The organism is bacterium SCSIO 12827 (assembly GCA_024397995.1).
Classification (GTDB): Bacteria; Pseudomonadota; Alphaproteobacteria; order Rhodospirillales; family Casp-alpha2; genus UBA1479.
Genome location: CP073746.1, coordinates 2,477,501 through 2,500,079, shown reverse-complemented (window position 1 = coordinate 2,500,079; position 22,579 = coordinate 2,477,501). Strand labels below are relative to the sequence as shown.

The following is a 22,579-nucleotide window of genomic DNA, read 5'->3' as shown; positions in this document are numbered from 1 at the left end:
GGACGCCACAGGGATACGGAGCGGAATGGAACACGGATGCGGCTGATCGGGTTTGACCCGGGGTTGAAGAACACCGGATGGGGCGTCATCGAACACGCCGGCAACCGGCTTCGCTATGTCGCCGACGGTGTTGTTTCCTCCGATCCGAAGGCCAGCCTTGCCGAACGCCTGGTGCAACTTCACGACGGGCTGGTCGAGGTCATCCGCGCCATGGCCCCGGCCGAGGCGGCGGTCGAGGAAACCTTCGTCAACACCAACCCGACGACGACCCTGAAACTGGGCCAGGCCCGCGGCATTTCCATGCTGGTACCGGCCTTGGCCGGTCTGCCGGTGTTCGAATACACCCCCAACCTGGTGAAGAAGACCGTGGTCGGCACCGGCCATGCGGCCAAGGAACAGGTCCAGATGATGGTGCGCACGCTTTTGCCGGGGGCGGCCTTCAAAAGTGCCGATAGCGCCGATGCCCTGGCCGTCGCCATCTGTCATGCCCATCACCGCACGGCCCCGGGCCATGTGTCGAACGCCGCCATGGCGGGAGCGGCCCGGTGATCGCGCGGCTCAAAGGCTTTGTCGATGCCGTCGGCACTGACACCGCCGTGATCGACGTGAACGGGGTCGGCTATCTGGTGCACGCGTCGTCGCGGACCCTGTCGCAGATGGGGCAGGGGGAGGCGGTGGCGTTGTTCATCGAAACCCACGTGCGTGAAGACCATATCCATCTTTACGGTTTTCTGCGCGCCGATGAACAGGACTGGTTTCGCCTGTTGACCACCGTGCAGGGTGTGGGCGCCAAGGTTGCCCTCGCCATGCTGTCGGCGCTGACCGGCGACATGCTGCTGCAGGCCATCGCGGCCGGTGACAAGGCGGCGATCTGCCGCGCGCCGGGTGTCGGGCCCAAGCTGGCGCAGCGCATTCTCCATGAATTGAAGGACAAGGTCGGTGCCTTGGCCCTGGGTCCGGTGGCGGCCAAGGGCGGTGCGGCACCAGCCCCGGGTGCGGCCAAGCCGGTTTCCGCCGGTGATGCGGCGCAGGATCTGCTGCGCGATGCGGCGTCGGCCTTGGTCAACCTCGGCTATACGCCGTCGGAAGCCTTGGGGGCGGTGTCCCGCGCCGCCCAGGCGTCGGAGGCCGCCTTGACCCTGGAGGCCCTGATCCGTGCCGGGCTGGCCGAGCTTGCCCCGAGCGACCAGCGGCGGGGGGCGTAAGCGACAATGGCCGAGGAACGCATGATCCAGCCGGAAGTCGTGGAAGACGACTTTGCCGCTGATCCCGGCCTGCGGCCCCAGGCGCTTGACGATTTCGTCGGCCAGGACCAGGCGCGCGAAAACCTGAAGGTGTTCATCGAGGCCGCGCGGTCGCGCGGCGAAGCCATGGACCATGTCCTGTTCTTCGGCCCCCCGGGGCTGGGCAAGACGACCCTGGCGCAGATCGTCGCCCGCGAACTGGGTGTGGGCTTCCGCGCCACCTCGGGCCCCGTGGTCGCCAAGGCGGGCGACCTTGCAGCGATCCTCACCAATCTGCAGCCGCGCGATGTTCTGTTCATCGACGAAATCCACCGCCTCAGCCCGATTGTCGAGGAAATCCTCTATCCGGCGATGGAGGATTATCAGCTCGACCTCATTATCGGCGAGGGGCCGGCGGCGCGCTCCGTGCGCATTGATCTGCCGCCCTTCACCCTGGTCGGGGCGACGACCCGTTCGGGCCTGATCACGACACCGCTGCGCGACCGTTTCGGTATTCCCGTGCGGCTCAATTTTTATAGCCCGGAAGCACTCGAGGGTATCGTACGCCGGGGGGCGGCATTGCTGGGCCTGGACTTGACGTCCGAGGGGGCGCTGGAAATCGCCCGCCGGTCCCGCGGAACGCCGCGGGTCGCGGGCAGATTGCTGCGCCGGGTCCGCGATTTTGCCGCCGTCGACGGGGCCGGATCCGTGGATGCTCGGATCGCCGATGCGGCCCTGACGCGGCTTGAGGTCGATCAGCGCGGGCTCGACGCCATGGACCGCCGCTATCTGACCTGTATTTGCGGCAATTACGGCGGTGGGCCGGTCGGCGTCGAAACCTTGGCCGCCGCCCTGTCGGAACAGCGAGACACCATCGAGGAAGTGATCGAGCCCTTCCTGATCCAGCAGGGGTTATTGATGCGTACGCCGCGCGGCCGTGCCGTGACGCCGGAGACGTTCCGGCATCTGGGCCTCGACCTGCCGCCGGGTGCGCCGCAACTTGACCTTCTTTCCGCCACAAGTGGGACGGAGGATGACGGGTGATCGGAACAGGAGAAACGCCCTGCCACCGCATGCCCGTGCGTGTTTATTACGAGGATACGGACGCCGGCGGCATCGTCTATTACGCCAACTACTTGCGCTATGCGGAACGCGCGCGGACGGAGCTGTTGCGTGAACTGGGATTTGAAAATTCCGCGATTTTGGCGCAGAAGGGCGTCGCGCTTGCCGTGCGCCGGGTCAGTGCCGAATACCTGAAGCCGGCGCGGCTGGACGATGCCCTTAGCGTCGAAACGCGGGTGCTGGCGGTGCGGGGGGCGACCGTGGAGATGGCCCAAGTGGTGCGCCGGGGCGATGACGACCTGGTGCAGATGAGCCTGACCCTCGCCTGTATGAACACGGCCGGACGGCCCGTGCGCCTGCCGGCCGAAGTGCGAATTGAAATGGCCCGGATCGCCGACGTCGGCGGCGAGGCTTAAGAAAAACGGAACGAGACGGACAAAGATGGAAAATCAAGCGGTCGAAGCCATGGCCCTGGCGGGGTCGACGAACCTGGATTTCTCGGTCGTGGCGCTGTTCATGAAGGCCGACCTGGTGGTCAAGGCGGTGATCATCATGCTGGTGTCGGCATCGATTTGGTGCTGGGCGATCATCTTTGAAAAAATGTTGTCCGTGCGCCGCCTGAACAAACGAACCGACAAGTTCGAGGATCGCTTCTGGTCCGGCGACAGCCTCGACAGCCTGTATGACAAGATCGGCAGCCGGCCCATGGATCCCATGTCCGCCGTGTTCGCCGCCGCCATGCGGGAATGGCGGCGCGCCTCGTCGAACGGCGGTGGAGGGTCGACGACTCTGGCCCAGCGCATCGAGCGGGTCATGCAGATCACCGCCGACCGGGAAATGGACCGCGCCGAACGTTATCTCACGTTCCTGGCGACCACGGGCAACACGGCCCCCTTCATCGGCCTGTTCGGCACGGTCTGGGGCATCATGAATTCGTTCCAGTCGATCGCTATTTCAAAGAATACGTCGCTTGCGGTGGTCGCACCCGGCATTGCCGAGGCCCTATTCGCCACGGCGCTGGGTCTTCTTGCTGCGATCCCGGCGGTCATCGCCTACAACAAATTCTCCCGCGATCTGGACCGGTATGCCGGGCGGCTCGAAAACTTCTCGGGCGAATTCTCAGCGATCCTGTCGCGCGAGCTGGACACTTAGGGCGGGGAGCGGGAACGTGGCCGTCACCATACAGCGGACCTCGCGCCGACGGCGCAAGAACCGGGCGCTGATGAGCGACATCAACGTTACGCCGTTCGTCGACGTGATGCTGGTCCTGCTCATCATCTTCATGGTCACGGCGCCGCTGCTGACCGTGGGGGTTCAGGTCGACCTGCCGGACACCAAGGCGGGCGCCGTCAGCGGCCAGGATGAGCCGTTGGCTGTCAGCGTCGACGCCGGCGGGCAGATTTATATTCAGGACACGGCCGTTGACTTGGACACATTGGTGCCAAGATTGCACGCTATCACCGGCAATAATCCGGACATTCGGATTTTCGTCAGAGGGGATAGGGCCATCAATTACGGACGTGTCATGGCGGTGATGGGACAGATCAATGCAGCCGGCTACCGGCGCGTGGCGTTGATCGCGCAGGAACCGGGCAAGGCGGCGAAACGCCCGCCTGCCAAGAAGTAAGTCGGGGCCCCTTGCGGACCGCACTGATCACATCCGTCTCCCTGCACGTGGGTTTGGTGCTGGCCGCTTGGCTTGGCCTGCCGTTCAACAAGATCACGCCGTTGCATGAAGAGCAGCCGATCTTCGTCGAGATCGTCGACGTCGATGAGATGCGCAACGCGCCGCCGATCCCGGTACAGGAAACTCCGAAGAAAGAGGCCAAGGCCGAACCGCCCAAGCCGCCGACGCCGCCGAAGCCGAAACCGGCGCCGCCAACGCCCAAGCAGCCCGAGATCGCGGCCCTGCCGCCCAAGCCAGAGGCGGAGCCCGAACCCCTGCCCAAGGCGAAGCCGGAACCCAAGCCCGAACCGGAGCCCAAAAAGGAAGCGGAACCCAAGCCCGAGAAAAAGCCGGAGCCGCCCAAACCGAAACTGGCCCAAGTCGAGGTCCCGAAGAAGCCCAAGAAGCCGCAAAAGCCGACCTTCGATACGGCGTCCGTGCTGAAGACGCTTGAGAAGATCAAGCAGCAGCCGACGCCGAAGACCGAGGAAAAGCCGGAGAAGAAAGTGTCGGAAACGCCCAAGGACGACACCATGGCGCGCATCCGGGCAGCGTTGCAGAACAATTCCAAGTCGATCAAGTACGACCCGGACAAGAAGGTGTCGCAGCTTGAGATCGACCAGTGGCGCACGATGATCCGCAACCAGGTGTCCAAGTGCTGGTCCCCGCCCTATGGTGCGCCGGGGGCGGAAAAGCTGAGGCCGGAACTGAGACTGACCATGAACCCCGACGGTTCCGTGCAGTCGGTCGAGGTCGAAGACACGGGTCGCATGTTTACCGACCGCTATTTCCAGGTCGCCGTCGAGGCGGCCCGCCGCGCGGTTCTGGACCCGCGCTGCAACAAGTTCAACCTGCCGCCGGACAAGTATCATGTCTGGCGCGATCTGAAGTTCATATTTGACCCGAGCGGAATGCTGTGATGACCATTAGGCCGATGATTATGCCCGCTAAATTCGCACTGAAGACCTTTGCTCCGCTGATCGCGCTGTTGGCTTTCGCCGCGGCGTTGAGCGACGCCCGCCCGGCGCGCGCCGAGATCACCATCGACATCACCCGGGGCAACGTTGAACCGCTGCCCATCGCGGTCACCGACTTTGTCGGTAAATCCGGCGCCGCGGCCCGGGCCGGGCGCGAGATTGCCGGCGTGATCGCCGCCAACCTTGAACGCTCCGGTTTGTTCAAGCCGATCGACCCCAAGGCTTTCATCCAGTCGGCGGGGGCGCTCAACGCGCTGCCCCGGTTCGGCGATTGGCGTGTCATCAACGCCCAGGCCCTGGTCCAGGGGCGGACCGAGGTCGTGTCAGACGGACGGCTGCGCGTCGAATTCCGCCTGTGGGATGTGTTTTCCGAACAGCAGATGATCGGCCTTGCCTATTTCACCGTGCCGGACAACTGGCGGCGTGTGGCGCATATCATTTCTGATTCGATCTACAAGCGTATCACCGGCGAGGACGGTTATTTCGACACGCGCATCGTCTATGTCGCGGAACAGCCCAAGGACGCCAAGGGGGTCGGGCGCAACCGCCTGAACCCGTTCGGCAAGCGGCTGGCGATCATGGATCAGGATGGTGAGAACCACCGCTTTCTGACCGACGGCACGACCCTGGTGCTGACGCCCAGGTTCTCGCCGACGTTGCAGGAAATCACCTACATGTCCTATTTCCGCAACAATCCGCGCGTCTATATCTTCAATATCGATACGGGCCGTCAGGAAGTCCTGGGCGACTTTCCCGGCATGACCTTCGCGCCCCGGTTCTCGCCGGACGGCAAGAAGATCATCATGTCCATGGCCAAGGACGGGAACTCGGAAATCTATGTCATGGATCTGCGCACCCGCGTGGTGCGGCAGCTGACGTTCCATTCCGCCATCGATACCTCGCCCAGCTTTTCGCCCGATGCCAATCAGGTCGTGTTCAATTCCGACCGTGGCGGCAGCCAGCAGCTTTACGTGATGGACGACCGCGGCAAGAACGTGCGCCGCATCAGCTTCGGCAACGGACGTTACGCCACGCCCGTATGGTCGCCGCGCGGCGACCTGATCGCCTTTACCAAGTTGTCGGGCGGGCGGTTCTTCATCGGCGTCATGAAGCCGGACGGGTCGGGTGAACGGCTTTTGGCCGAAGACTTCAAGATCGAGGGACCGACCTGGTCGCCGAACGGGCGTGTGTTGATCTTCTATCGCAAGGGCAAGTCGGAAAAGGATGGCAGCGGCGGGCAGTCGAAGCTGTGGTCCATTGACTTGACCGGGCATAACGAACGCGAGATTCCAACCCCCATGGATGCGTCCGATCCAGCGTGGTCGCCACTTATTCCCTGACAAGGGGAAATGTTGTGACAGTGATCATACAAAAAGACATTTCGAGCATGCAAAAATGCAGGGTCTCGGAACACCTTTGAACTTAAAAAGTACTTGGAATCAGAACGCTTAACCGTTAATACATCACACGAACGGCCTTTTTTTATAAGGCCAAGCAGAATTCACCGTCGGCAGCCCCGGCGGATTTGCAATGCACTAAAACCCGACAAATGGGGGATTACATGCGCTTTAAAGTTCTCGGAATGGTCGCCGCTCTTGCCTTGGCAGTTTCGGCCTGCGAATCCACGTCAGGATCGGGCGCCGGCGCCTCCGGTTCTGGCCAGTCGATCACACCGCTGCCGGCCGCCGCGCCGCTGGCTCTGAAGGATCAGTTCGTCGTTGACGTCGGTGATCGGGTGTTCTTCTCGTTCGACCGCTTCGATGTCGAGCAGGACCAGAAGAAGGTCCTGGACGTCCAGGCCGCCTGGCTCAAGAAATACAGCTCCGTGACGGTTACGATCGAAGGCCATGCCGACGAACGCGGCACGCGGGAATACAACTTGGCGCTCGGCGAACGTCGCGCCAATGCGGTGAAAGAATATCTGATCTATCTCGGCATCGACGCCAAGCGGATCAAGACTGTCTCCTACGGTGAGGAACGCCCCGTGGCGCTCGGCTCCGACGAAACCGCCTGGTCGCAGAACCGCCGTGGCGTGACCGTCGTGACGGGCCCCGGCTCCTGATCTTCGGGTTGACCGTCTAGCGTTTCTAGGGCGCTTGTCCGGCCGCGGATTGCGGTATGGGCAAGCGCCTTAGTTTTGCCTAAAATTCCTGGGATTACGGGCATTCAGCCTGCGGACGCGAAACCGATGTTTCGGATTGCCGCGCCCGTTTCAACCGCGACAACAGGGACACTCGAATTCCCATGCGTCTGATGACATTCCCGACCGCGCTGACCTCGCTCTGCCTTGCCGCCGTTCTGACCGCCGCCGTTCCGGCCCGGGCCCAGGACGCGCAAGCCCTGTCTCAGCGCCTCGAACGGCTGGAACGGGATATCCAGACCTTGTCGAAAATGGTCGTTCGCGGCCCGGGTGCCGTGCCCGCCGCCGAGCTCCCGGCCGCCGCCAAACCGGTTGAGCCGATGCCCAACCTGCCGCAAAACGCCGTGGCGCGCATTGGCGTGCGGCTTGATACGCTGGAAACCGAACTACGTGACGTGACCGGGCGGATCGAGGAAATGACCTACAACGTGGATCAACTGACGGCGCGGGTCGATCGCTTGGTCACCGATGTGGATTTCCGCCTGTCCGGGCTGGAACAGCAGGGCCGGGTGCCGGGGGCTTCCTCGGCCATGCAGCCGGGTGTGGCCGGGCCCCAGGCCAATGCGGCGCCGACGCCGGGCGAGGTCCGCATCATCGGCCGTCCTGCGGGCACCCTGGGTCAGATCGATCCCAATCTCGTCAAATCCGATGCTTCGCCGGCCGAGCCGGGGGCCGCCAAGGCCGCCCCGTCGGGCGTTGGCGGACCGGTTCAGGCCGCCCCCATGCCGGCACCTGCCGGAGCCCCCAACCCGGCCGCCGTCACCCGTGTTCAGGCTCCGCAACAGACTGCGTCCGTGCCCCAGTCCAGCGCGGCACAGGGCCCGGTGCTGCCGGACGGCACCGCCGAGGAACAGTACAAATTCGCCTTCGACTTGTTGCGCAAGCATCAGTTCGATCAGGCGGAAGCGGCCTTCAAGGAATTCCTGGGCAAGCACGACGGCAGCGGTCTTTCGAGCAACGCGCGCTATTGGCTGGGTGAAACCCATTACGCGCGGGCCGAATACGTGAAGGCGGCCGAGGTCTTCCTTCAGGGGTTCGAAAAGGACCCCAAAGGCGGCAAGGCGCCGGACAGCCTGCTGAAGCTGGCCATGTCGCTGGGCCAATTGGGCCAGAACAATGAAGGCTGTGCGGCCATCGACAAGCTGTTCGCCGATTTCCCCAATGCCAATAGCTCCCTCAAGCGCACGGCCACCCGCCAACAGCGGCAGATGAACTGCAAGCAGTGATCGGCCCGGCCTGACGCCGCGCCAGGGTTCACGGGCCTGCGCCCTCTGGAGACCGCCCGGACGGCAGATGATGACGGCGACCGCCCATCCTTTATCAAGCGATACCTCCGACGGCCTTGGCCGCCGGTTTGCCCGGGTGATGGACCATTTCGGCCCGTTCGAGGCCGGCCCGCATCTGGCCATTGCCGTTTCCGGGGGGGCGGACAGCACGGCCCTGGCCCTGCTGGCCCGCGCATGGGTGGCGGACCGGGGCGGGCGGGTGACGGCGCTGATCGTCGATCATGGACTGCGGGACGGCTCGGCGGCGGAAGCGGCGGGGACGGCGGCGCGTCTCAAAGCCCACGACATCGCGGCGCATATCCTGACCTGGGATGGGGCCAAGCCGGCAGCGGCGGTGCAGGCGGTGGCGCGGGCGGCGCGCTACGGGCTGTTGCGAAATTGGTGCCAGACCGCCGGGGTGCTGCATCTTCTGGTCGGGCATCATGGCGATGATCAGGCGGAAACCCATCTGATGCGGCAAAGCCGGGGCGGCGGCTTCGGCGCCGCGGGGATGAGCGCCCTGGTGACCTTTCCCGAAGTGCGCCTGCTGCGCCCGCTTCTCGGGATCCACCATGGTGAATTGACGACTTATCTCGCGGCGAGGGGCGTCTCCTGGATCGAAGACCCCTCCAATGCCAATACTGATTTCGAACGGGTGCGCACGCGGCAGCGCCTTGCAGGTGATGCGGGATTGGCAGACCGCGCCCTTGCGGACACGCATGCGGCGGGGACGGCGCGTAAGGTGCTTGAGGGTGCGGTCAACCGGGCGTTGGCGGAAACCGTTTCCCTGTATTCCCTCGGCTTTGCGTATCTCGACCGCCGGACGTTCTTTGGCCTGGCCCCCGATGTGGCGGCGCGTCTGGCCGCCCGTCTGGCGCAGGTTTTGGGCGGTGTCGATCATGCCCCCCCGGTGGCGCGGGCGGACCGCCTGGCCCGCCGCATCGCGAAGGACGGGGCCTTTCCCGGCGCCAGCCTGGGCCGCTGCCGGTTCCTGGCGGAACAGGCCGGGCGCATCCTTGTTTGCCGTGATGGGCGCGGGTTGCCTGAGCCCGTGGTGGCCGACGCGGGGTGCGTGGCCGGTTGGGACGGCCGCTTCGTCATCGACCTGCCGGTGGGTATCCCACCGGGGGCGGTTGTCGCCCCCCTGGGGGCAGAGGGCTGGCGGCAAATTCCAAAGGGTATGCGCCGGGTATCCGGGGTTCCTGCCGCCGCCGCGCGCACGTTGCCGGCCCTGTTCGAAAACGGTATTCTCCTGGTCCATGCGGTTCCCGGCGGTGGTGCGGAGGAACTCTCCATCCGCTTCCGGACAAAAAATACCTTGGGCTTTAACGGGTTTTGTATTGCGTGAGGGTTTCGGAGTACTATCTCTGAAAGAAGGGCCCTGTGGGCGCTGCATGCGGCGTCGATACGTCGTCCCTGCGGCCTTCGTCCAACCTCTTAAAAGGACTTAATCGTTGAATTTCAGCCGGAATTTCGCCCTCTGGGTCATCATCGCCTTGCTGGTTTTTGCCCTGTTCAATCTGTTCCAGGGTACGCCTCAGCGGGCCGTGCAGAACGAATTGGCCTTCACCGACTTCCTCAACAACGTGGAAAGCGGTGAAGTTCGTAATGTCGTCATCCAGGGGCAGTCGATTTCCGGCAACCTGCGCGACGGCCGCCATTTCACGACCTATGCGCCCGACGATCCCACGCTGGTGAGCCGTCTGCGCGAACAGGGCGTGAGCATCAAGGCGAAGCCGTCGGATGAAAATTCGCCGACGCTGTGGGGCATTCTGATTTCCTGGTTCCCCATGCTGCTGCTGATCGGGGTGTGGATTTTCTTCATGCGCCAGATGCAGTCGGGCGGCGGCAAGGCCATGGGCTTCGGCAAGTCGAAGGCCAAGCTGCTGACCGAAAAGGCGGGTCGCGTGACGTTTGAAGATGTCGCCGGCATCGACGAAGCCAAGCAGGAGCTTGAGGAAATCGTCGAGTTCCTGAAGGACCCGCAGAAGTTCCAGCGCCTGGGCGGCAAGATTCCCAAGGGCTGCCTGCTCGTCGGCCCTCCGGGTACCGGTAAGACGCTGCTGGCCCGCGCCATCGCCGGCGAGGCCAATGTGCCGTTCTTCACCATTTCCGGCTCCGACTTCGTGGAAATGTTCGTCGGTGTGGGCGCATCCCGTGTGCGCGATATGTTCGAACAGGGCAAGAAGAACGCGCCCTGCATCATCTTCATCGACGAAATTGACGCCGTCGGACGTCATCGCGGCGCCGGTCTCGGCGGCGGCAACGACGAGCGTGAGCAGACCCTCAACCAGTTGCTGGTCGAAATGGACGGGTTCGAGGCCAACGAAGGCGTCATTCTGGTCGCCGCGACCAACCGGCCCGACGTGCTCGACCCGGCGCTGCTGCGCCCCGGCCGCTTCGACCGTCAGGTCGTGGTGCCCAACCCGGACATCCTGGGCCGTGAGAAAATCCTCAAGGTTCACATGAAAAAGGTGCCGTTGGCGCCCGACGTCGACGCCAAGATCATCGCCCGTGGGTCCCCCGGGTTTTCCGGTGCGGACCTCGCCAATCTGGTGAACGAGGCGGCGCTGCTGGCCGCCCGTGCCGGACATCGCGTGGTCACCATGAGCGACTTCGAAAACGCCAAGGACAAGGTCCTGATGGGGGCGGAGCGCCGTTCCATGGTCATGACCGAAGAAGAAAAACGGCTGACCGCCTATCATGAGGCCGGGCACGCCATTGTCGGTATCTACGTGCCGAAGCACGATCCGATCCACAAGGTGACGATCATCCCGCGCGGCCGTGCCCTCGGTCTGACCATGTCCCTGCCGGAACGGGACCAGTTGAGCCAGTCCCAGGTGCAGCTTGAATCCAAGCTGGCCATGGCCTTCGGCGGTCGTACGGCGGAAGAGTTGATCTTCGGCAAGGAAAACATCACCACCGGGGCCGGCGGCGACATCCAGCAGGCGACCTATATGGCGCGGCGTATGGTCACCGAGTTCGGGTTCTCCGACAAGCTGGGCCGACTGCGCTATGCGGATAACGAGGAAGAAGTCTTCCTCGGCCATTCCGTGGCGCGCCAGAAGAACGTGTCCGACGCCACGGCGGCGCTGATCGACGAGGAAGTGCGCCGGCTGATCGACGAGGCCGAACACCGCGCCCATGACATCTTGACTGAGCATTTGGACGAGCTTCACCGCTTGGCCGAGGCCTTGTTGGAATATGAAACCCTGACCGGCGACGAAGTCAAAAAGGCCATGCGCGGCGAAGCCATCACCCGCGAGGATGACGGCGGATCGACGCCGACGGAAGGGTCCGGCCGCAAGGCTTCGGTGCCCGATGCCGGCAAGGGTCGCAAGCCCAAGGGAAGCCCGGGCGGGTTCGGACCGGAACCGCAACCGGAATCGTGACCGCGCCCGTATTGGCGTCATCGTTCGCGGGGCTGACCCTCGACCGACCGCGCCTGATGGCGGTCATCAACGCCACGCCCGACAGCTTTTCCGATGGTGGCGAAGCCTTCGCCGTTGAGGACGCGGTGCGCCGCGGCCGTGCCTTTCTGGCCGAAGGTGCCGATATCCTGGACATCGGCGGGGAGTCGACCCGCCCCGGGGCCGAGCCGGTGCCGGTGGCTGAGGAAATCCGCCGCGTCGTGCCCGTGATCGAGGCCCTGGCGGCCGAGGGGGCGCTGATTTCCATCGACAGCCGCCGCGCCGATGTCATGCGTGCCGCCGTAAAAGCGGGGGCCCGCATCATCAATGACGTGTCGGCGCTTACCGGGGAGGGCACCCTGGACGCCGCAGCGGACCTGGGCGTGCCGGTGATCCTCATGCACATGCAGGGCGAACCCGGCACCATGCAGGACAACCCCAGCTACGGCGATGTGGTGACCGAGGTCCGGGACGGGCTTCTGGCCCGCGCCCAGGCCTGCCGGGAGGCGGGAATTGCCGCTCAGAACATTGCGCTCGACCCCGGTATCGGCTTCGGCAAGACCGTGGCCCACAACCTTTCGCTGCTCGCCCATTTGGACAGCCTGACCGCGACCGGGCATCCGGTGGTGCTCGGCGTGTCCCGTAAAAGCTACATCGCCAAGATCGACCGCGACGTGCCGCCCGGCGACCGGGTCGCCGGTTCCGTCGCCACGGCGTTGGCCGCCTGGGACCAGGGGGTGCGTATCTTCCGGGTCCATGATGTCGCCGAACACCGCCAGGCATTGGCCGTTTACGGCGCTATTGCGGAGGCCGGCGGGAAGGGTTCATAAGGGGCCTGTTAACCAACGCTTTGGTACAAATCGAGCCATGACACGCAAACTGTTCGGCACCGACGGCATCCGCGGCACCGCTAATTCAGACCCCATGAATGCCGAAACGGCGTTGAAGGTCGGTATGGCGGCGGGTGCCCAGTTCATTCGCGGCGACCACCGCCACCGTGTGGTGATCGGCAAGGACACGCGACTGTCGGGCTATCTGCTGGAACCGGCGCTGGTCGCCGGGTTTGTCTCCGTCGGCATGGACGTGATCATCGTCGGCCCGATCCCGACCCCGGCCATCGCCATGTTGACGCAGTCGCTGCGTGCTGATCTGGGCGTTATGCTGTCGGCTTCGCACAATCCCTACCATGACAACGGCATCAAACTGTTCGGGCCGGACGGCTACAAGCTGTCGGATGAGATCGAGATCGAGATCGAGGCCCGCATGGCCGGTGATCAGTCGGCGGACCTGGCGCCATCGGACAAGCTGGGCCGGACCTGGCGTCTGGACAGTGGGCGCGGACGCTATAACGATTACGTAAAGCGCACCTTCCCACGGGAACATACCCTCGACGGGCTCAAGGTCGTGCTCGACTGCGCCAATGGTGCGGCTTACCGCGTGGCGCCCGAAGTCCTGTGGGAACTGGGGGCGGAAGTCATCCCCATTGGCGTCGCCCCCGACGGCTTCAATATCAACAAGGATTGCGGATCGACCAATACGGACGCCATGCAGTCCCAGACCCTGGCCCATGGCGCCGACCTGGGTATCGCACTGGACGGCGACGCCGATCGGGTACTTGTCTGCGACGAAAAGGGCGACATGGTCGATGGCGACCAGATCTTGGGTCTGGTCGCGCGCAATTGGCTGGAACGCGGCATCCTGAAGGGCGGCGGCGTGGTCGCCACGGTGATGTCCAACCTGGGCCTGGAACGGTTTCTCAACGACGACCTGGGCCTGGGGCTGGAACGCACCCAGGTCGGCGACCGCTACGTGGTCGAATACATGCGCGCCAAGGGCTTCAACCTGGGCGGTGAACAATCGGGCCATATCATTTTGGGCGACTATTCGACGACCGGCGACGGGCTGATCGCCGCGCTGCAGGTTCTGTCCGTGGTCAAGAAATCGGGCAAGCGGGCGAGCGAGGTTTGCCGCCCGTTCGAACCCATGCCGCAGCTTTTGAAGAACGTTCGCTTTGACGGCGCGTCGCCGCTTGAAGCCGCGACCGTGCAGGATGCGATCAAGGACGCCCATGCCATGCTGAAGGACAGGGGGCGGCTTCTGGTGCGCCCGTCGGGCACGGAGCCGCTGGTCCGCGTCATGGCAGAGGGCGAGGACGATGTGCTCATCACCCGGGTGGTGGATGAGTTGATCTCTGTCCTGGAAACGGAAGTCCGGACCTAATTCCATGCAAGCCAAGGGCCGTGTCCTGATTATTGCCGGTTCGGATTCCGGCGGGGGTGCGGGAATTCAGGCCGACATCAAGACCGTGTCGGCGCTGGGCGGCTACGCCATGACCGCGATCACCGCGCTGACCGCCCAGAACACCCTGGGCGTCACGGGCATTCAGGCCGTGCCGGCCGATTTCGTTGCCCAGCAGATCCGCACGGTGATGGAAGACCTTGGCGCCGACTGCATCAAGATCGGCATGTTGCATCGGGCCGAGGTGGTTCTGGCTGTCGCCGATGCCCTGGCCGAAACGGCGGCGGGTATCCCGGTCGTGCTGGATACGGTGATGATCGCCAAGGGTGGGCATGCGCTATTGGACGATGATGCCGTCGATGCACTTAAGACCCGTCTGCTGCCGGGGGCGGCCCTGGTCACGCCCAACCTGCCCGAGGCCGAGGCGCTCACGGGTCTGCCCGTGCGCACGGTCGAGGACATGATGGACGCGGGTGAGGACATTCTGGCATTGGGCGCCAAGGCGGCGCTGATGAAGGGCGGGCATCTGGAAGGGGACCGGGTGACGGACCTTCTGGTCACGGACGAAGATTGCGTGGGCTGGGAGCATCCTCGCATCGACACGCCCCATACCCACGGCACGGGCTGTACGCTGGCAAGCGCCTGTGCGACCGGGATCGCCCAGGGGTTGGGCCTGATCGACGCCGTCGCCCGTGCCCATGCCTATGTAGCGGAGGCGATCCGCACCGCGCCCGGCCTGGGCCAGGGGCATGGACCCTTGAACCACGGGTTCACGGTCATGCCTTTTGATCCGAAAAACTAGCTGATTGCTTAGACGTAGGTCGGTTCGGCCGTGTGGCTGGTTGCGCCCGCCACCTCGGCTATGATGCCAAGTGCCCGTTCCAGGCGCTGGCGGTCCTGCTCGGCGCCAAGACAGATGCGCACATGCGGTCGGTCGGGGCGATGGCGTTCGTCCATGACAAAGGCGTTGCCGGGGGTCACGGACACGCCGCGTTCCAGCAGCCGGGTGCGGAATTCGGGTCCGGTGAACCCCTGGGGCACCGGCAGCCAGGCATGCAGTGAGCGCGGATGGGTGCGCAGGTCAAGGTGGCCCAGGCGACGGACCAGTTCCTTCTGGCGGCTTTCGACTTCGCGGCGCTGCTGAGCCATCATCTCGTCGGCTTCGCCGCCGCGAATCATCTCGCTGGCGATCTCGACGGCCAGCGGCGAGGCCATCAGGGTCGAAGAGCGCAAGGCGTTCACGAACGACGCCATGAGACCCTGAGGGACCAGGACATAGCCGACGCGCAGGCCCGGTGACACGGCCTTGGACAGGCTGGTCACATAGACGGTGACGTCCGGTGCGATGCTGTGGACGCGGGGTGGGGCGTCGTCGACAAGAAAGCCGTAGACGTCGTCCTCGATCACGAACACGCCGTGCTTGCGGGCGATCTCGGCGATCTGGCGGCGACGGTCTTCCGGCATGACGCTTGCCGTCGGGTTCTGCAACGTCGGCAGCAGATAGAGCAGCCGGGGTGCCCGCTCGCGGCAGGCCTTCTCGAAAGCGTCCGGAATCAGGCCGTGCTCATCCATCGCCAAGCCCTCGACCCGCAGGCCGAGCGGCGCGGCCGTCACCTTGACACCGGGCCAGCTCAATGCTTCGGCGACGATCAGGTCGCCCGGTTTGGCTAAGGCCATCAGCGCCGTCTGGGTCGCGGCCTGCGCTCCCGGCGCAATCAGGATATCTTCGGCGCGGGCATTCACCCCCAGGTCGGTCAACCATTCCGCACTTGCTTCAAGATGCGGGCGCAGGCCGTTGTGCGCCTGATAGCGGGAAACCGCTTCCCACACCGCTTCGTGATTAACGCGGGCGATGGCGCGTTGGGTCAGGGCGCCGACACCCACGGTCACGGGGTAGTTGGAGGCAAGTTCAAGCCCTTCCGAACCCATGAAGTCCGTGCCGTACATGGCGTTGTACGGGGAGGCGACCAAATCGACACTGTTGCGCAACGCGTCGATGTTATCGTTCAGGGACGGCGCCGGGATGCGGTCGGCGGGGGCGGTGATGAAGGTGCCGCGCCCGACCTCGCCACGGGCCAGACCACTGCGTTCCAATTCCTGGTAGGCGCGGGTCACGGTGCCGAGCGTAACGCCCAGGTCATAGGCCAGGTTGCGTTGCGGCGGCAGCTTGGTGCCCGGTGTCAGGTCACCTGTTTCCAAGGCGTCGACGATGGCGTCGACGATCGCTTGGTACTTGGGGCCGGCACGGCCGCGCAGCTCAGGCATCCAGATTGTCATGATGCGATTTTAAGGATTGTACCGATTGTATGTCAATTGTATTGAGTTATTGTCTAAATGTTCGGGGTCAATATGACATTGATGGGGAACAATAGGCGGACAATGTCGGGAGACGCTTCATGGATTGGCTGATAAGGGCGGAACTAGAGGCCGCGCGGGACATCGTCGCCCGCCATATAATGCCGACACCGACCCACAACTGGCCGCTGCTTGACCAGCGCGCCGGCGGCGAGGTTTGGGTCAAGCATGAGAACCACACCCCCGTCGGCGCCTTCAAGGTCAGGGGTGGTCTTGTCTACCTCACGCGTCTGAAGGCCGAATATCCGGATCTTGCGGGGGTTATCACGGCGACCACCGGCAATCATGGACAAAGCGTCGGCCGCGCTGCCCGCATGGTCGGCCTGTCGGCAACCATCGTCGTGCCAAAGGGGAACAATCCGGGCAAGAGTGCCGCCATGGCGGCGCAGGGCGTCGACCTGATCGAGCAAGGTGACGATTTCCAGTCGGCGAAGGAATTCGCCGAGCGGCTTGCGGCGGAGCGCTGCCTGCATATGGTGCCGTCGTTCCATCCCTGGCTGGTTCAGGGGGTTGCGTCTTATGGATTGGAATTGTTTGAGGCACAGCCGGATCTGGACACTGTTTATGTGCCGATCGGCCTGGGGTCCGGCATCTGCGGCGTCATTGCCGCGCGCGACGCGCTTGGCATGAAGACGGAGGTCGTCGGTGTCGTCGCCGAAGGAGCACCCTGTTACGCGCTGTCCTATAAGGCTGGCCGGGTTGTCGCGACCAACGGCGTTGCGACCATTGCCGAGGGGCTTGCGGTTCGTCAGCCGGACGCCCTGGCACTTGAAATCATCCACAAGGGTGCCGTGCGGATCGTCACGGTTTCCGATGATGAAATTTCCGCCGCCATGGCGGCCTATTTCACGGACACCCACAACTTGGCGGAAGGGGCGGGGGCCGCGACCCTGGCGGCCCGCCTTCAGGAACGCGACGTCATGGCTGGTAAGAAGACCGGCGTGGTGCTGTCCGGCGGCAACGTGGACAAGGATTTGCTGGTCCGCGTGCTTGCCGGGAAAGGGGCAGGGGGCTAAAACCGTTCTCCCGCCCGATCCGCGGCAGTAAAGAACCAATAAGGGAGCCATCCATGTCCACCAACGCCTATCGCATCGCCGTCATTCCCGGGGACGGCATCGGCAACGAAGTCATGCCCGAAGCGCTCCGCGTGCTCGAGGTGATCGGTCGCAAGCACGACCTGTCGTTCAAGTTCGATGAATTCGATTGGAGCTGCGAGCGCTTCGCCAAGGAAGGCGCCATGATGCCCGAAGACGGGCTGGACACCATCAAGGGTCACGACTCGATCCTGCTGGGTGCCGTCGGCTTCCCGGGCGTGAAGGACCATGTCTCGCTCTGGGGTCTGTTGATCCCGATCCGCCGCCAGTTCCAGCAGTATCTGTCGCTGCGCCCGGTGAAGCTCATGGAAGGCATGCCCTGTCCGTTGGCGAACCGCAAACCGGGCGACATCGATTTTCTGGTCGTGCGTGAAAACAACGAAGGTGAATATTCCGATATCGGCGGGCGCGGCAATGTCGGTACGCCGGAAGAATTCGCGACGCAGCTTTCCGTGTTCACCAAGAAGGGGTGCGACCGCATCATCCGCGTGGCTTTCGAGTTGGCCCGCACGCGCAAGCGCAAGAAGGTGACCTCTGCCACCAAGTCCAACGGTATCAGCATCTCCATGCCCTATTGGGACGAACGCTTCGAAGCCATTTCCAAGGAATACCCGGACGTCGAGACCGACCAGTTCCACATCGACATCCTGACCGCCCATTTCGTGCGCAACCCCGATTGGTTCGACGTGGTCGTCGGCTCCAACCTGTTCGGTGACATCCTGTCGGATCTGGGCCCGGCCTGCACCGGGACCATCGGCATCGCACCCTCGGCAAACATCAATCCGGAGCGGGATTATCCGTCGATGTTCGAACCGGTCCACGGTTCCGCCCCCGATATCGCGGGGCAGAACATCGCCAACCCCATCGGCCAGATCTGGTCGGCGGCGATGATGCTGGAACACCTGGGCCAGAAGGATGCCGCCGACGAGATCGTGCGCGTCATCGAACAGGTGGTCGCCGGCGACGGACCGAAGACCCGCGACATGGGCGGCACGGCCTCGACCCAGGAACTGGGTGCGGCCATCGCCGAGGCGCTGTCCTCTTAAGGGAAATACGGGGATGCCGGACGCGGTCATTTCGACGGTCACCGGCGGCCCGGACCTCGATACGGTGCGGGAGATGTTTGCCGAATATGGGGCTGACGTTTCCCGCGCCTATTGCCTGAACGGTTTCGATGCCGAACTGGCTGGGCTGCCTGGAGCCTATGGTCCTCCACGGGGGACTTTGTTGCTACTACGCGCGGATGGCACCGCCGCCGGCGTGGTCGGCGTACGTGCCCTTTCCGAAGACTGTGCGGAAATCAAACGTCTTTATGTGCGGCCAGCCTGGCAGGGCCAGGGTTTCGGCCGCACGCTGGCGGAAGCCGCTGTGGGACACGCCCGGGCCGCCGGGTTTCACTCTCTTCGCCTGGATACTCTCGATCACATGCAGGGCGCACAGGCCCTCTACCGCGCTATGGGGTTCGTCGACATCCCGGCCTATCACGACGACACGGCCCCCGGCATGCGGTTCATGGAACGGGTCCTTTAGGTCCACTACCGGGGAAAGCCCCCGGAAAACCTTGGTCCGTTCTGAGGTGGGCGAATGATTCCTCCTTTTTTACCAATTGTTTACCCCAATGGTTTTCACTATCCTTGAGTTGATCCAGACGTGGCGCCGCCATCCTGGGTAATTTCCGGCGTTTTCTTGGGAGTGAACGCCGGAGCGGCGCGCTGTCTTAGCTGCGGGAGAGGATCATGACCGGTCGACGTCTTATGGCGCGGTTTGCGTTTGTTGCGGTGGCGAGCATGGGCATTGGTGCCTGTGGCGCCTTGCAGGAATCGCAGATCTTCACGGATACCTTCTGGGCGGGAAGCCCCTTGAAGAAGAACGACGAGGCCGAATTGGGCATCGCTGAACTGGCCAAGGGCAACTTCGTCACGGCCGAAAGCCATTTCCAGAGGGCCTTGCAGGCCAACCCGAAGGATGTCGACGCCCTGCTTGGTGCGGGCATCCTCTATCAGAATACGGGCCAGATCACGAAGTCGCGCCAGATGTACGAGGCCGTGTTGGCCCTACGTCCGGAAGAATCACAGCAATTCGTGGTGTGGAACAACCTGGCGACGCGGCCTGCCTCGCAGATCGCCAGCGTCAATCTGTCGTTGCTCGATTCCGGCGAAGTGCCCAGTGCCGTGCGTTTGGGGCAGGCCCCCGCCGGGTTCCCGGGTGCGCCCGCCACGGTTTCTGCATCACCCACGGGTCATGCTCCGGCGACCTCGTTCGGAGCACCCCCGCCCATGGCATCGGCCCAGCCGCAGCAGGCCATGGCCACCCCCGGCATGCCGGTAACCACCATGGATTCTTTCTCTGGCGGCGACCAGAACGTGATTTCACGGTTTTCGACCATGCGCGCTCTGAAGGACCAGGGCCTCGTCACGCCGCAGGAATATGCGACCCGGCGTCAGGCCAATGTCGGCGCCTTGTTGCCGCTGACCTCGCCGCCGTCGTCGGCAGGGCTGGACCGGCCGGTGCCGACCACGGAACAGATTTCCGGGCGCCTGCGCGCCATTGGCCGCGCCCTTGAACTGCGCGCCATTTCCGTTTCGCAGCATGCGGCGGAACGCAACATGATCCTTGATGCCTTGATGCCGGCCGCGCCCGTGCGTCTGGTCAATCCGGCACCGCCGCCCCAGGGCCTGATGGAAGCTGCCGACATGGTGCGCCGCCTCGAGCAGTTGCGCGATGGTGGTTATATCTCGTCAGACGAATACACCCGCGAACGCGCGGCCATTGAAAAGGCGATGCAGCCGGAAGCACCCAAGATGGTGTCGGCCCAAGCCGCCCCCACCAGCCTTGTCGGCACGGACAAGGCCGAGAAGATGGAAAAGCCGAAGGGCCCGCAGCCGGGCGTGCACCTCGCGTCTTATCGTTCGGAAAAGCAGGCCGAGGACGGCTGGAAACTGATTCAGCGCCGCCACCGCACCGTGCTCAAGGACATGGAGCATGAGGTCGCCAAGATCGATCTTGGCAAGAAGGGCGTCTATTACCGCCTCAAGGCCGGGCCGCTGAAATCGGCGGGCGAAGCCAAGGGAATCTGCGCCGACCTGAAGAAGCGCCGTCAGTTCTGCGAGCCGACAACCGTCGGCGGCTGACCGCCGCGTTATACCACCGTTCCCGGGTCATCCTTTCTGAGCGCCTTGGTCAGTGCCGACAACGCGCGGCGTTGCTTGCCGTCCGCGTCGAAATTACCCGCCGCCAGCCAGGTTTCATGGGCCGCCTTGATGGCCGGCCAATCGGCGTCGGTGATCGCGAACCAGGCGGTGTCGCGGCTGCGTCCCTTGACGATCATGTGATTGCGGAACAGACCTTCATAGGAAAAGCCCAGGCGTTGCGCCGCCCGGCGTGACGGCGCGTTGAACGCGTTGCACTTCCACTCGTATCGCCGATAGCCGAGCCCGTCGAAGGCATGGGCCATCATCAGATGCATGGCCTCGGTCGCCAGCACCGTGCCCTGCAGGGCCGGGGAGTAGGCGATGTTGCCGACTTCGATCACGCCGTTGGCGGGATCAATGCGCAGATAACTGGCGACGCCGAGCGTCTTGCCCGATGCTTGATCAACGATGGCGAAGAACAAAGGATCTTCGCCCGCCGCCGCGCCGGCCAGCCAAGTGCGGTATTCCGTAAAATCGGCGAAGGGGCCGCAGGACATGTAATCCCACATGCGCCCGTCCGTGTCGGCGGCGTTTGCCTGCCAGAGGTCCTGGCCATGGGCGTCAGCGGACAGGGGCTCCAGCCGGCAGCGCGGGCCGGACAGCGCGTCGCGGCCGGGGCGAGGGCGGGGCGTCCACCGGGGAAGCGGGGGGCCGAGCGGTCTGTCGGGGGTGTCGGTCATGGCGGGCCTGTTCGCGTGATTGAAGAATTCCAGGCTTGTAGTATGCGCGCCTGCGCTAGAATAGGTCCATTCCGGGCCAGCGGAGAGGACCAAGGTGAGCAAGGCATTCGTGAACGAGGACGCGGCGGCGGACGTCGATCTTGAGGACGAGATCGATGACGGCCCCGTGCTGCCGGCGGGGGCGCGTAATCTGTTGACGCCCGAGGGCCATGCGCGCCTGCAGGCGGAGCTCAAGCATCTGCGCTATGTTGAGCGGCCCAAGGTCGTCGACATCGTGTCCTGGGCGGCAAGCAACGGCGATCGCTCGGAAAACGGCGACTACATCTACGGCAAGAAGCGGCTGCGCGAAATCGACCGGCGCCAGCGCTATCTGATGAAACGCCTGGACATCGCCGAGGTCGTGGACCCGGCGCGACAGACCAACCGCGATCAGGTGTTCTTCGGCGCTTGGGTGACCTTCGAGAATTCACGGGGTGAGGAAAAGACCGTGCGCATCGTCGGCGTCGACGAGGCGCGCCTTGAAGAGGGCGAAATCAGCTGGGTCTCACCCATGGCCCGCGCCCTCATGAAGGCGGAGGAGGGCGACGTGGTCAACGTGCGCACGCCCCAGGGCCTCGACGAGGTCGAGGTCGTCCGCATCTCCTACGACGGGCCCTGACGCCCGCCCGGGGTCAAATTATTAATCTACGCAAATCGTCGTCGCGCGACCGCGCTCGGGATTTGCGTTACGGATGATAGACGTATCCGTCCATGATGCGCCGGAAGGTGCGGTAGGCCGAGGTCGAGACCAGGTTCCACGATCCGTCCGCGTTCTTCCGGGCGTCCGCGCGAGTCGCCAGCACCCCTGACGGGTTGCCGATCTTGAGGTCACCCTTGGTGTCCAGATTGACGGCCATTTCGTTCAACAGCGTGCCCTCCACGACCAGACCGGCGGAAATGCTCATGGCGCCCGTGACCTGGACCGCCCGGTGGATGTTCTCCATGGAGGCGACGCGGACGGCGATGTTGTAGTCCTCGGCCGCGATTTCCGTGCCGGCCAGTGTTTTGTAGGCGACCGGCGGGGCGATCAGGGCGACCCGGGGGGGGGCCTGGGCGGCGGCGTCGGGCGTTGCGGCCAGGCCGGCGCGCACGGCAGCGTCGCGCCGCACGTATTCCATGCCGGCCATGACCTCTTTCATGTCGTCGATGGCCATGGGCGACTCGGCGCAGGTCAGGCCGAATGCCGATGCGGGCACATAGACGCAGACCGAGGCTGCATCAACGATGGAGCCGGGGAAT

The 22,579-nt window shown here is 64.3% G+C and carries 23 protein-coding genes (1 of these 23 only partly in view); 20 read left to right on the top strand and 3 right to left on the bottom strand.

The genetic code is table 11. The features are described from left to right. Positions 1-36 precede the first annotated feature (36 nt). The 15 genes from ruvC (at position 37) to thiD (ending at position 14,783) form a co-directional block, all read left to right on the top strand. Positions 37-549 (top strand): crossover junction endodeoxyribonuclease RuvC, encoded by a 513-nt coding sequence (gene ruvC, locus KFF05_11775; protein ID UTW50628.1) that lies wholly within the window; start codon positions 37-39, stop codon positions 547-549. Then, positions 546-1,205, top strand: coding sequence for a Holliday junction branch migration protein RuvA (gene ruvA / locus KFF05_11770; protein ID UTW50627.1), 660 nt, complete (start codon positions 546-548; stop codon positions 1,203-1,205). Before ruvC ends, ruvA begins: the two co-directional genes overlap by 4 nt. Before the next feature lie 6 nt (positions 1,206-1,211). Beyond that, on the top strand, positions 1,212-2,267 hold the full coding sequence (ruvB, locus tag KFF05_11765) for a Holliday junction branch migration DNA helicase RuvB (GenBank protein ID UTW50626.1): 1,056 nt from the start codon (positions 1,212-1,214) through the stop codon (positions 2,265-2,267). 29 nt (positions 2,268-2,296) lie between these two features. Next, positions 2,297-2,701 carry a tol-pal system-associated acyl-CoA thioesterase gene (gene ybgC, locus KFF05_11760; protein ID UTW53685.1) on the top strand — a complete coding sequence of 135 codons (405 nt, stop codon included), beginning with the start codon at positions 2,297-2,299 and terminating at the stop codon, positions 2,699-2,701. 25 nt (positions 2,702-2,726) lie between these two features. Continuing rightward, the gene (gene tolQ, locus KFF05_11755; protein UTW50625.1) at positions 2,727-3,437 is read left to right on the top strand and encodes a protein TolQ; all 711 of its coding nucleotides are present in this window, start codon (positions 2,727-2,729) and stop codon (positions 3,435-3,437) included. Between the two features lie 70 nt (positions 3,438-3,507). Further along, the gene (gene tolR, locus KFF05_11750; GenBank protein ID UTW50624.1) at positions 3,508-3,912 is read left to right on the top strand and encodes a protein TolR; all 405 of its coding nucleotides are present in this window, start codon (positions 3,508-3,510) and stop codon (positions 3,910-3,912) included. A gap of 11 nt (positions 3,913-3,923) precedes the next feature. Next, entirely contained in the window at positions 3,924-4,871 is a 948-nt protein-coding gene (locus KFF05_11745) for an energy transducer TonB (protein UTW50623.1), read from the top strand. A 14-nt stretch (positions 4,872-4,885) separates the two neighbouring features. After that, positions 4,886-6,268 carry a Tol-Pal system protein TolB gene (gene tolB, locus KFF05_11740; protein ID UTW50622.1) on the top strand — a complete coding sequence of 461 codons (1,383 nt, stop codon included), beginning with the start codon at positions 4,886-4,888 and terminating at the stop codon, positions 6,266-6,268. 221 nt (positions 6,269-6,489) lie between these two features. Next, the gene (pal, locus tag KFF05_11735) at positions 6,490-6,990 is read left to right on the top strand and encodes a peptidoglycan-associated lipoprotein Pal (GenBank protein UTW50621.1); all 501 of its coding nucleotides are present in this window, start codon (positions 6,490-6,492) and stop codon (positions 6,988-6,990) included. Between the two features lie 182 nt (positions 6,991-7,172). Then, the gene (gene ybgF / locus KFF05_11730; GenBank protein ID UTW50620.1) at positions 7,173-8,294 is read left to right on the top strand and encodes a tol-pal system protein YbgF; all 1,122 of its coding nucleotides are present in this window, start codon (positions 7,173-7,175) and stop codon (positions 8,292-8,294) included. A 67-nt stretch (positions 8,295-8,361) separates the two neighbouring features. Beyond that, entirely contained in the window at positions 8,362-9,681 is a 1,320-nt protein-coding gene (tilS, locus tag KFF05_11725) for a tRNA lysidine(34) synthetase TilS (GenBank protein ID UTW50619.1), read from the top strand. 106 nt (positions 9,682-9,787) lie between these two features. Continuing rightward, positions 9,788-11,725 carry an ATP-dependent zinc metalloprotease FtsH gene (ftsH, locus tag KFF05_11720; protein UTW50618.1) on the top strand — a complete coding sequence of 646 codons (1,938 nt, stop codon included), beginning with the start codon at positions 9,788-9,790 and terminating at the stop codon, positions 11,723-11,725. A 56-nt stretch (positions 11,726-11,781) separates the two neighbouring features. Continuing rightward, positions 11,782-12,573: a dihydropteroate synthase gene (folP, locus tag KFF05_11715; protein ID UTW53684.1), complete on the top strand. Its 792-nt coding sequence runs from the start codon at positions 11,782-11,784 to the stop codon at positions 12,571-12,573. A 37-nt stretch (positions 12,574-12,610) separates the two neighbouring features. Beyond that, positions 12,611-13,963 (top strand): phosphoglucosamine mutase, encoded by a 1,353-nt coding sequence (locus KFF05_11710; GenBank protein UTW50617.1) that lies wholly within the window; start codon positions 12,611-12,613, stop codon positions 13,961-13,963. A 4-nt stretch (positions 13,964-13,967) separates the two neighbouring features. Continuing rightward, on the top strand, positions 13,968-14,783 hold the full coding sequence (gene thiD, locus KFF05_11705; GenBank protein UTW50616.1) for a bifunctional hydroxymethylpyrimidine kinase/phosphomethylpyrimidine kinase: 816 nt from the start codon (positions 13,968-13,970) through the stop codon (positions 14,781-14,783). A gap of 8 nt (positions 14,784-14,791) precedes the next feature. On the opposite strand, the gene KFF05_11700 is transcribed toward thiD, so the two are convergent. Next, entirely contained in the window at positions 14,792-16,246 is a 1,455-nt protein-coding gene (locus KFF05_11700) for a PLP-dependent aminotransferase family protein (protein UTW50615.1), read from the bottom strand. 131 nt (positions 16,247-16,377) lie between these two features. Here KFF05_11700 and KFF05_11695 point away from each other — a divergent pair, with 131 nt between their 5' ends. The 4 genes from KFF05_11695 to KFF05_11680 all read left to right on the top strand — a co-directional run bounded on the left by KFF05_11695 (position 16,378) and on the right by KFF05_11680 (position 20,561). After that, entirely contained in the window at positions 16,378-17,352 is a 975-nt protein-coding gene (locus tag KFF05_11695) for a threonine dehydratase (GenBank protein ID UTW50614.1), read from the top strand. Between the two features lie 53 nt (positions 17,353-17,405). Then, positions 17,406-18,476 carry a tartrate dehydrogenase gene (locus KFF05_11690; protein UTW50613.1) on the top strand — a complete coding sequence of 357 codons (1,071 nt, stop codon included), beginning with the start codon at positions 17,406-17,408 and terminating at the stop codon, positions 18,474-18,476. A gap of 13 nt (positions 18,477-18,489) precedes the next feature. Beyond that, positions 18,490-18,960 (top strand): GNAT family N-acetyltransferase, encoded by a 471-nt coding sequence (locus KFF05_11685; GenBank protein ID UTW50612.1) that lies wholly within the window; start codon positions 18,490-18,492, stop codon positions 18,958-18,960. Positions 18,961-19,166: 206 nt separating this feature from the next. Further along, positions 19,167-20,561, top strand: a complete 1,395-nt coding sequence (locus KFF05_11680; GenBank protein UTW50611.1) for a tetratricopeptide repeat protein — start codon at positions 19,167-19,169, stop codon at positions 20,559-20,561. Between the two features lie 8 nt (positions 20,562-20,569). Here KFF05_11680 and KFF05_11675 read toward each other — a convergent pair whose 3' ends face one another. After that, positions 20,570-21,301 carry a GNAT family N-acetyltransferase gene (locus KFF05_11675; GenBank protein UTW50610.1) on the bottom strand — a complete coding sequence of 244 codons (732 nt, stop codon included), beginning with the start codon at positions 21,299-21,301 and terminating at the stop codon, positions 20,570-20,572. 94 nt (positions 21,302-21,395) lie between these two features. Here KFF05_11675 and greB point away from each other — a divergent pair, with 94 nt between their 5' ends. Next, a complete protein-coding gene (gene greB, locus KFF05_11670) occupies positions 21,396-21,959 on the top strand; it encodes a transcription elongation factor GreB (GenBank protein ID UTW50609.1) in 564 nt (187 codons plus the stop codon). A 67-nt stretch (positions 21,960-22,026) separates the two neighbouring features. On the opposite strand, the gene KFF05_11665 is transcribed toward greB, so the two are convergent. Further along, positions 22,027-22,579: the end of a PrpF family protein gene (locus KFF05_11665; GenBank protein UTW50608.1), read on the bottom strand. It continues 590 nt past the right edge of the window; only the last 553 of its 1,143 coding nucleotides appear in the window; the start codon falls outside the window, past its right edge; it ends in the stop codon at positions 22,027-22,029.

Coding starts and splice junctions, on each gene's coding strand:
- ruvC (UTW50628.1), top strand. CDS start 37: ATGCGGCTGATCGGGTTTGACCCGGGGTTGAAGAACACCGGATGGGGC.
- ruvB (UTW50626.1), top strand. CDS start 1,212: ATGGCCGAGGAACGCATGATCCAGCCGGAAGTCGTGGAAGACGACTTT.
- ybgC (UTW53685.1), top strand. CDS start 2,297: ATGCCCGTGCGTGTTTATTACGAGGATACGGACGCCGGCGGCATCGTC.
- tolQ (UTW50625.1), top strand. CDS start 2,727: ATGGAAAATCAAGCGGTCGAAGCCATGGCCCTGGCGGGGTCGACGAAC.
- tolR (UTW50624.1), top strand. CDS start 3,508: ATGAGCGACATCAACGTTACGCCGTTCGTCGACGTGATGCTGGTCCTG.
- tolB (UTW50622.1), top strand. CDS start 4,886: ATGATTATGCCCGCTAAATTCGCACTGAAGACCTTTGCTCCGCTGATC.
- pal (UTW50621.1), top strand. CDS start 6,490: ATGCGCTTTAAAGTTCTCGGAATGGTCGCCGCTCTTGCCTTGGCAGTT.
- ybgF (UTW50620.1), top strand. CDS start 7,173: ATGCGTCTGATGACATTCCCGACCGCGCTGACCTCGCTCTGCCTTGCC.
- tilS (UTW50619.1), top strand. CDS start 8,362: ATGATGACGGCGACCGCCCATCCTTTATCAAGCGATACCTCCGACGGC.
- folP (UTW53684.1), top strand. CDS start 11,782: ATGGCGGTCATCAACGCCACGCCCGACAGCTTTTCCGATGGTGGCGAA.
- KFF05_11710 (UTW50617.1), top strand. CDS start 12,611: ATGACACGCAAACTGTTCGGCACCGACGGCATCCGCGGCACCGCTAAT.
- thiD (UTW50616.1), top strand. CDS start 13,968: ATGCAAGCCAAGGGCCGTGTCCTGATTATTGCCGGTTCGGATTCCGGC.
- KFF05_11700 (UTW50615.1), bottom strand. CDS start 16,246: ATGCCTGAGCTGCGCGGCCGTGCCGGCCCCAAGTACCAAGCGATCGTC.
- KFF05_11695 (UTW50614.1), top strand. CDS start 16,378: ATGGATTGGCTGATAAGGGCGGAACTAGAGGCCGCGCGGGACATCGTC.
- KFF05_11690 (UTW50613.1), top strand. CDS start 17,406: ATGTCCACCAACGCCTATCGCATCGCCGTCATTCCCGGGGACGGCATC.
- KFF05_11685 (UTW50612.1), top strand. CDS start 18,490: ATGCCGGACGCGGTCATTTCGACGGTCACCGGCGGCCCGGACCTCGAT.
- KFF05_11680 (UTW50611.1), top strand. CDS start 19,167: ATGACCGGTCGACGTCTTATGGCGCGGTTTGCGTTTGTTGCGGTGGCG.
- KFF05_11675 (UTW50610.1), bottom strand. CDS start 21,301: ATGACCGACACCCCCGACAGACCGCTCGGCCCCCCGCTTCCCCGGTGG.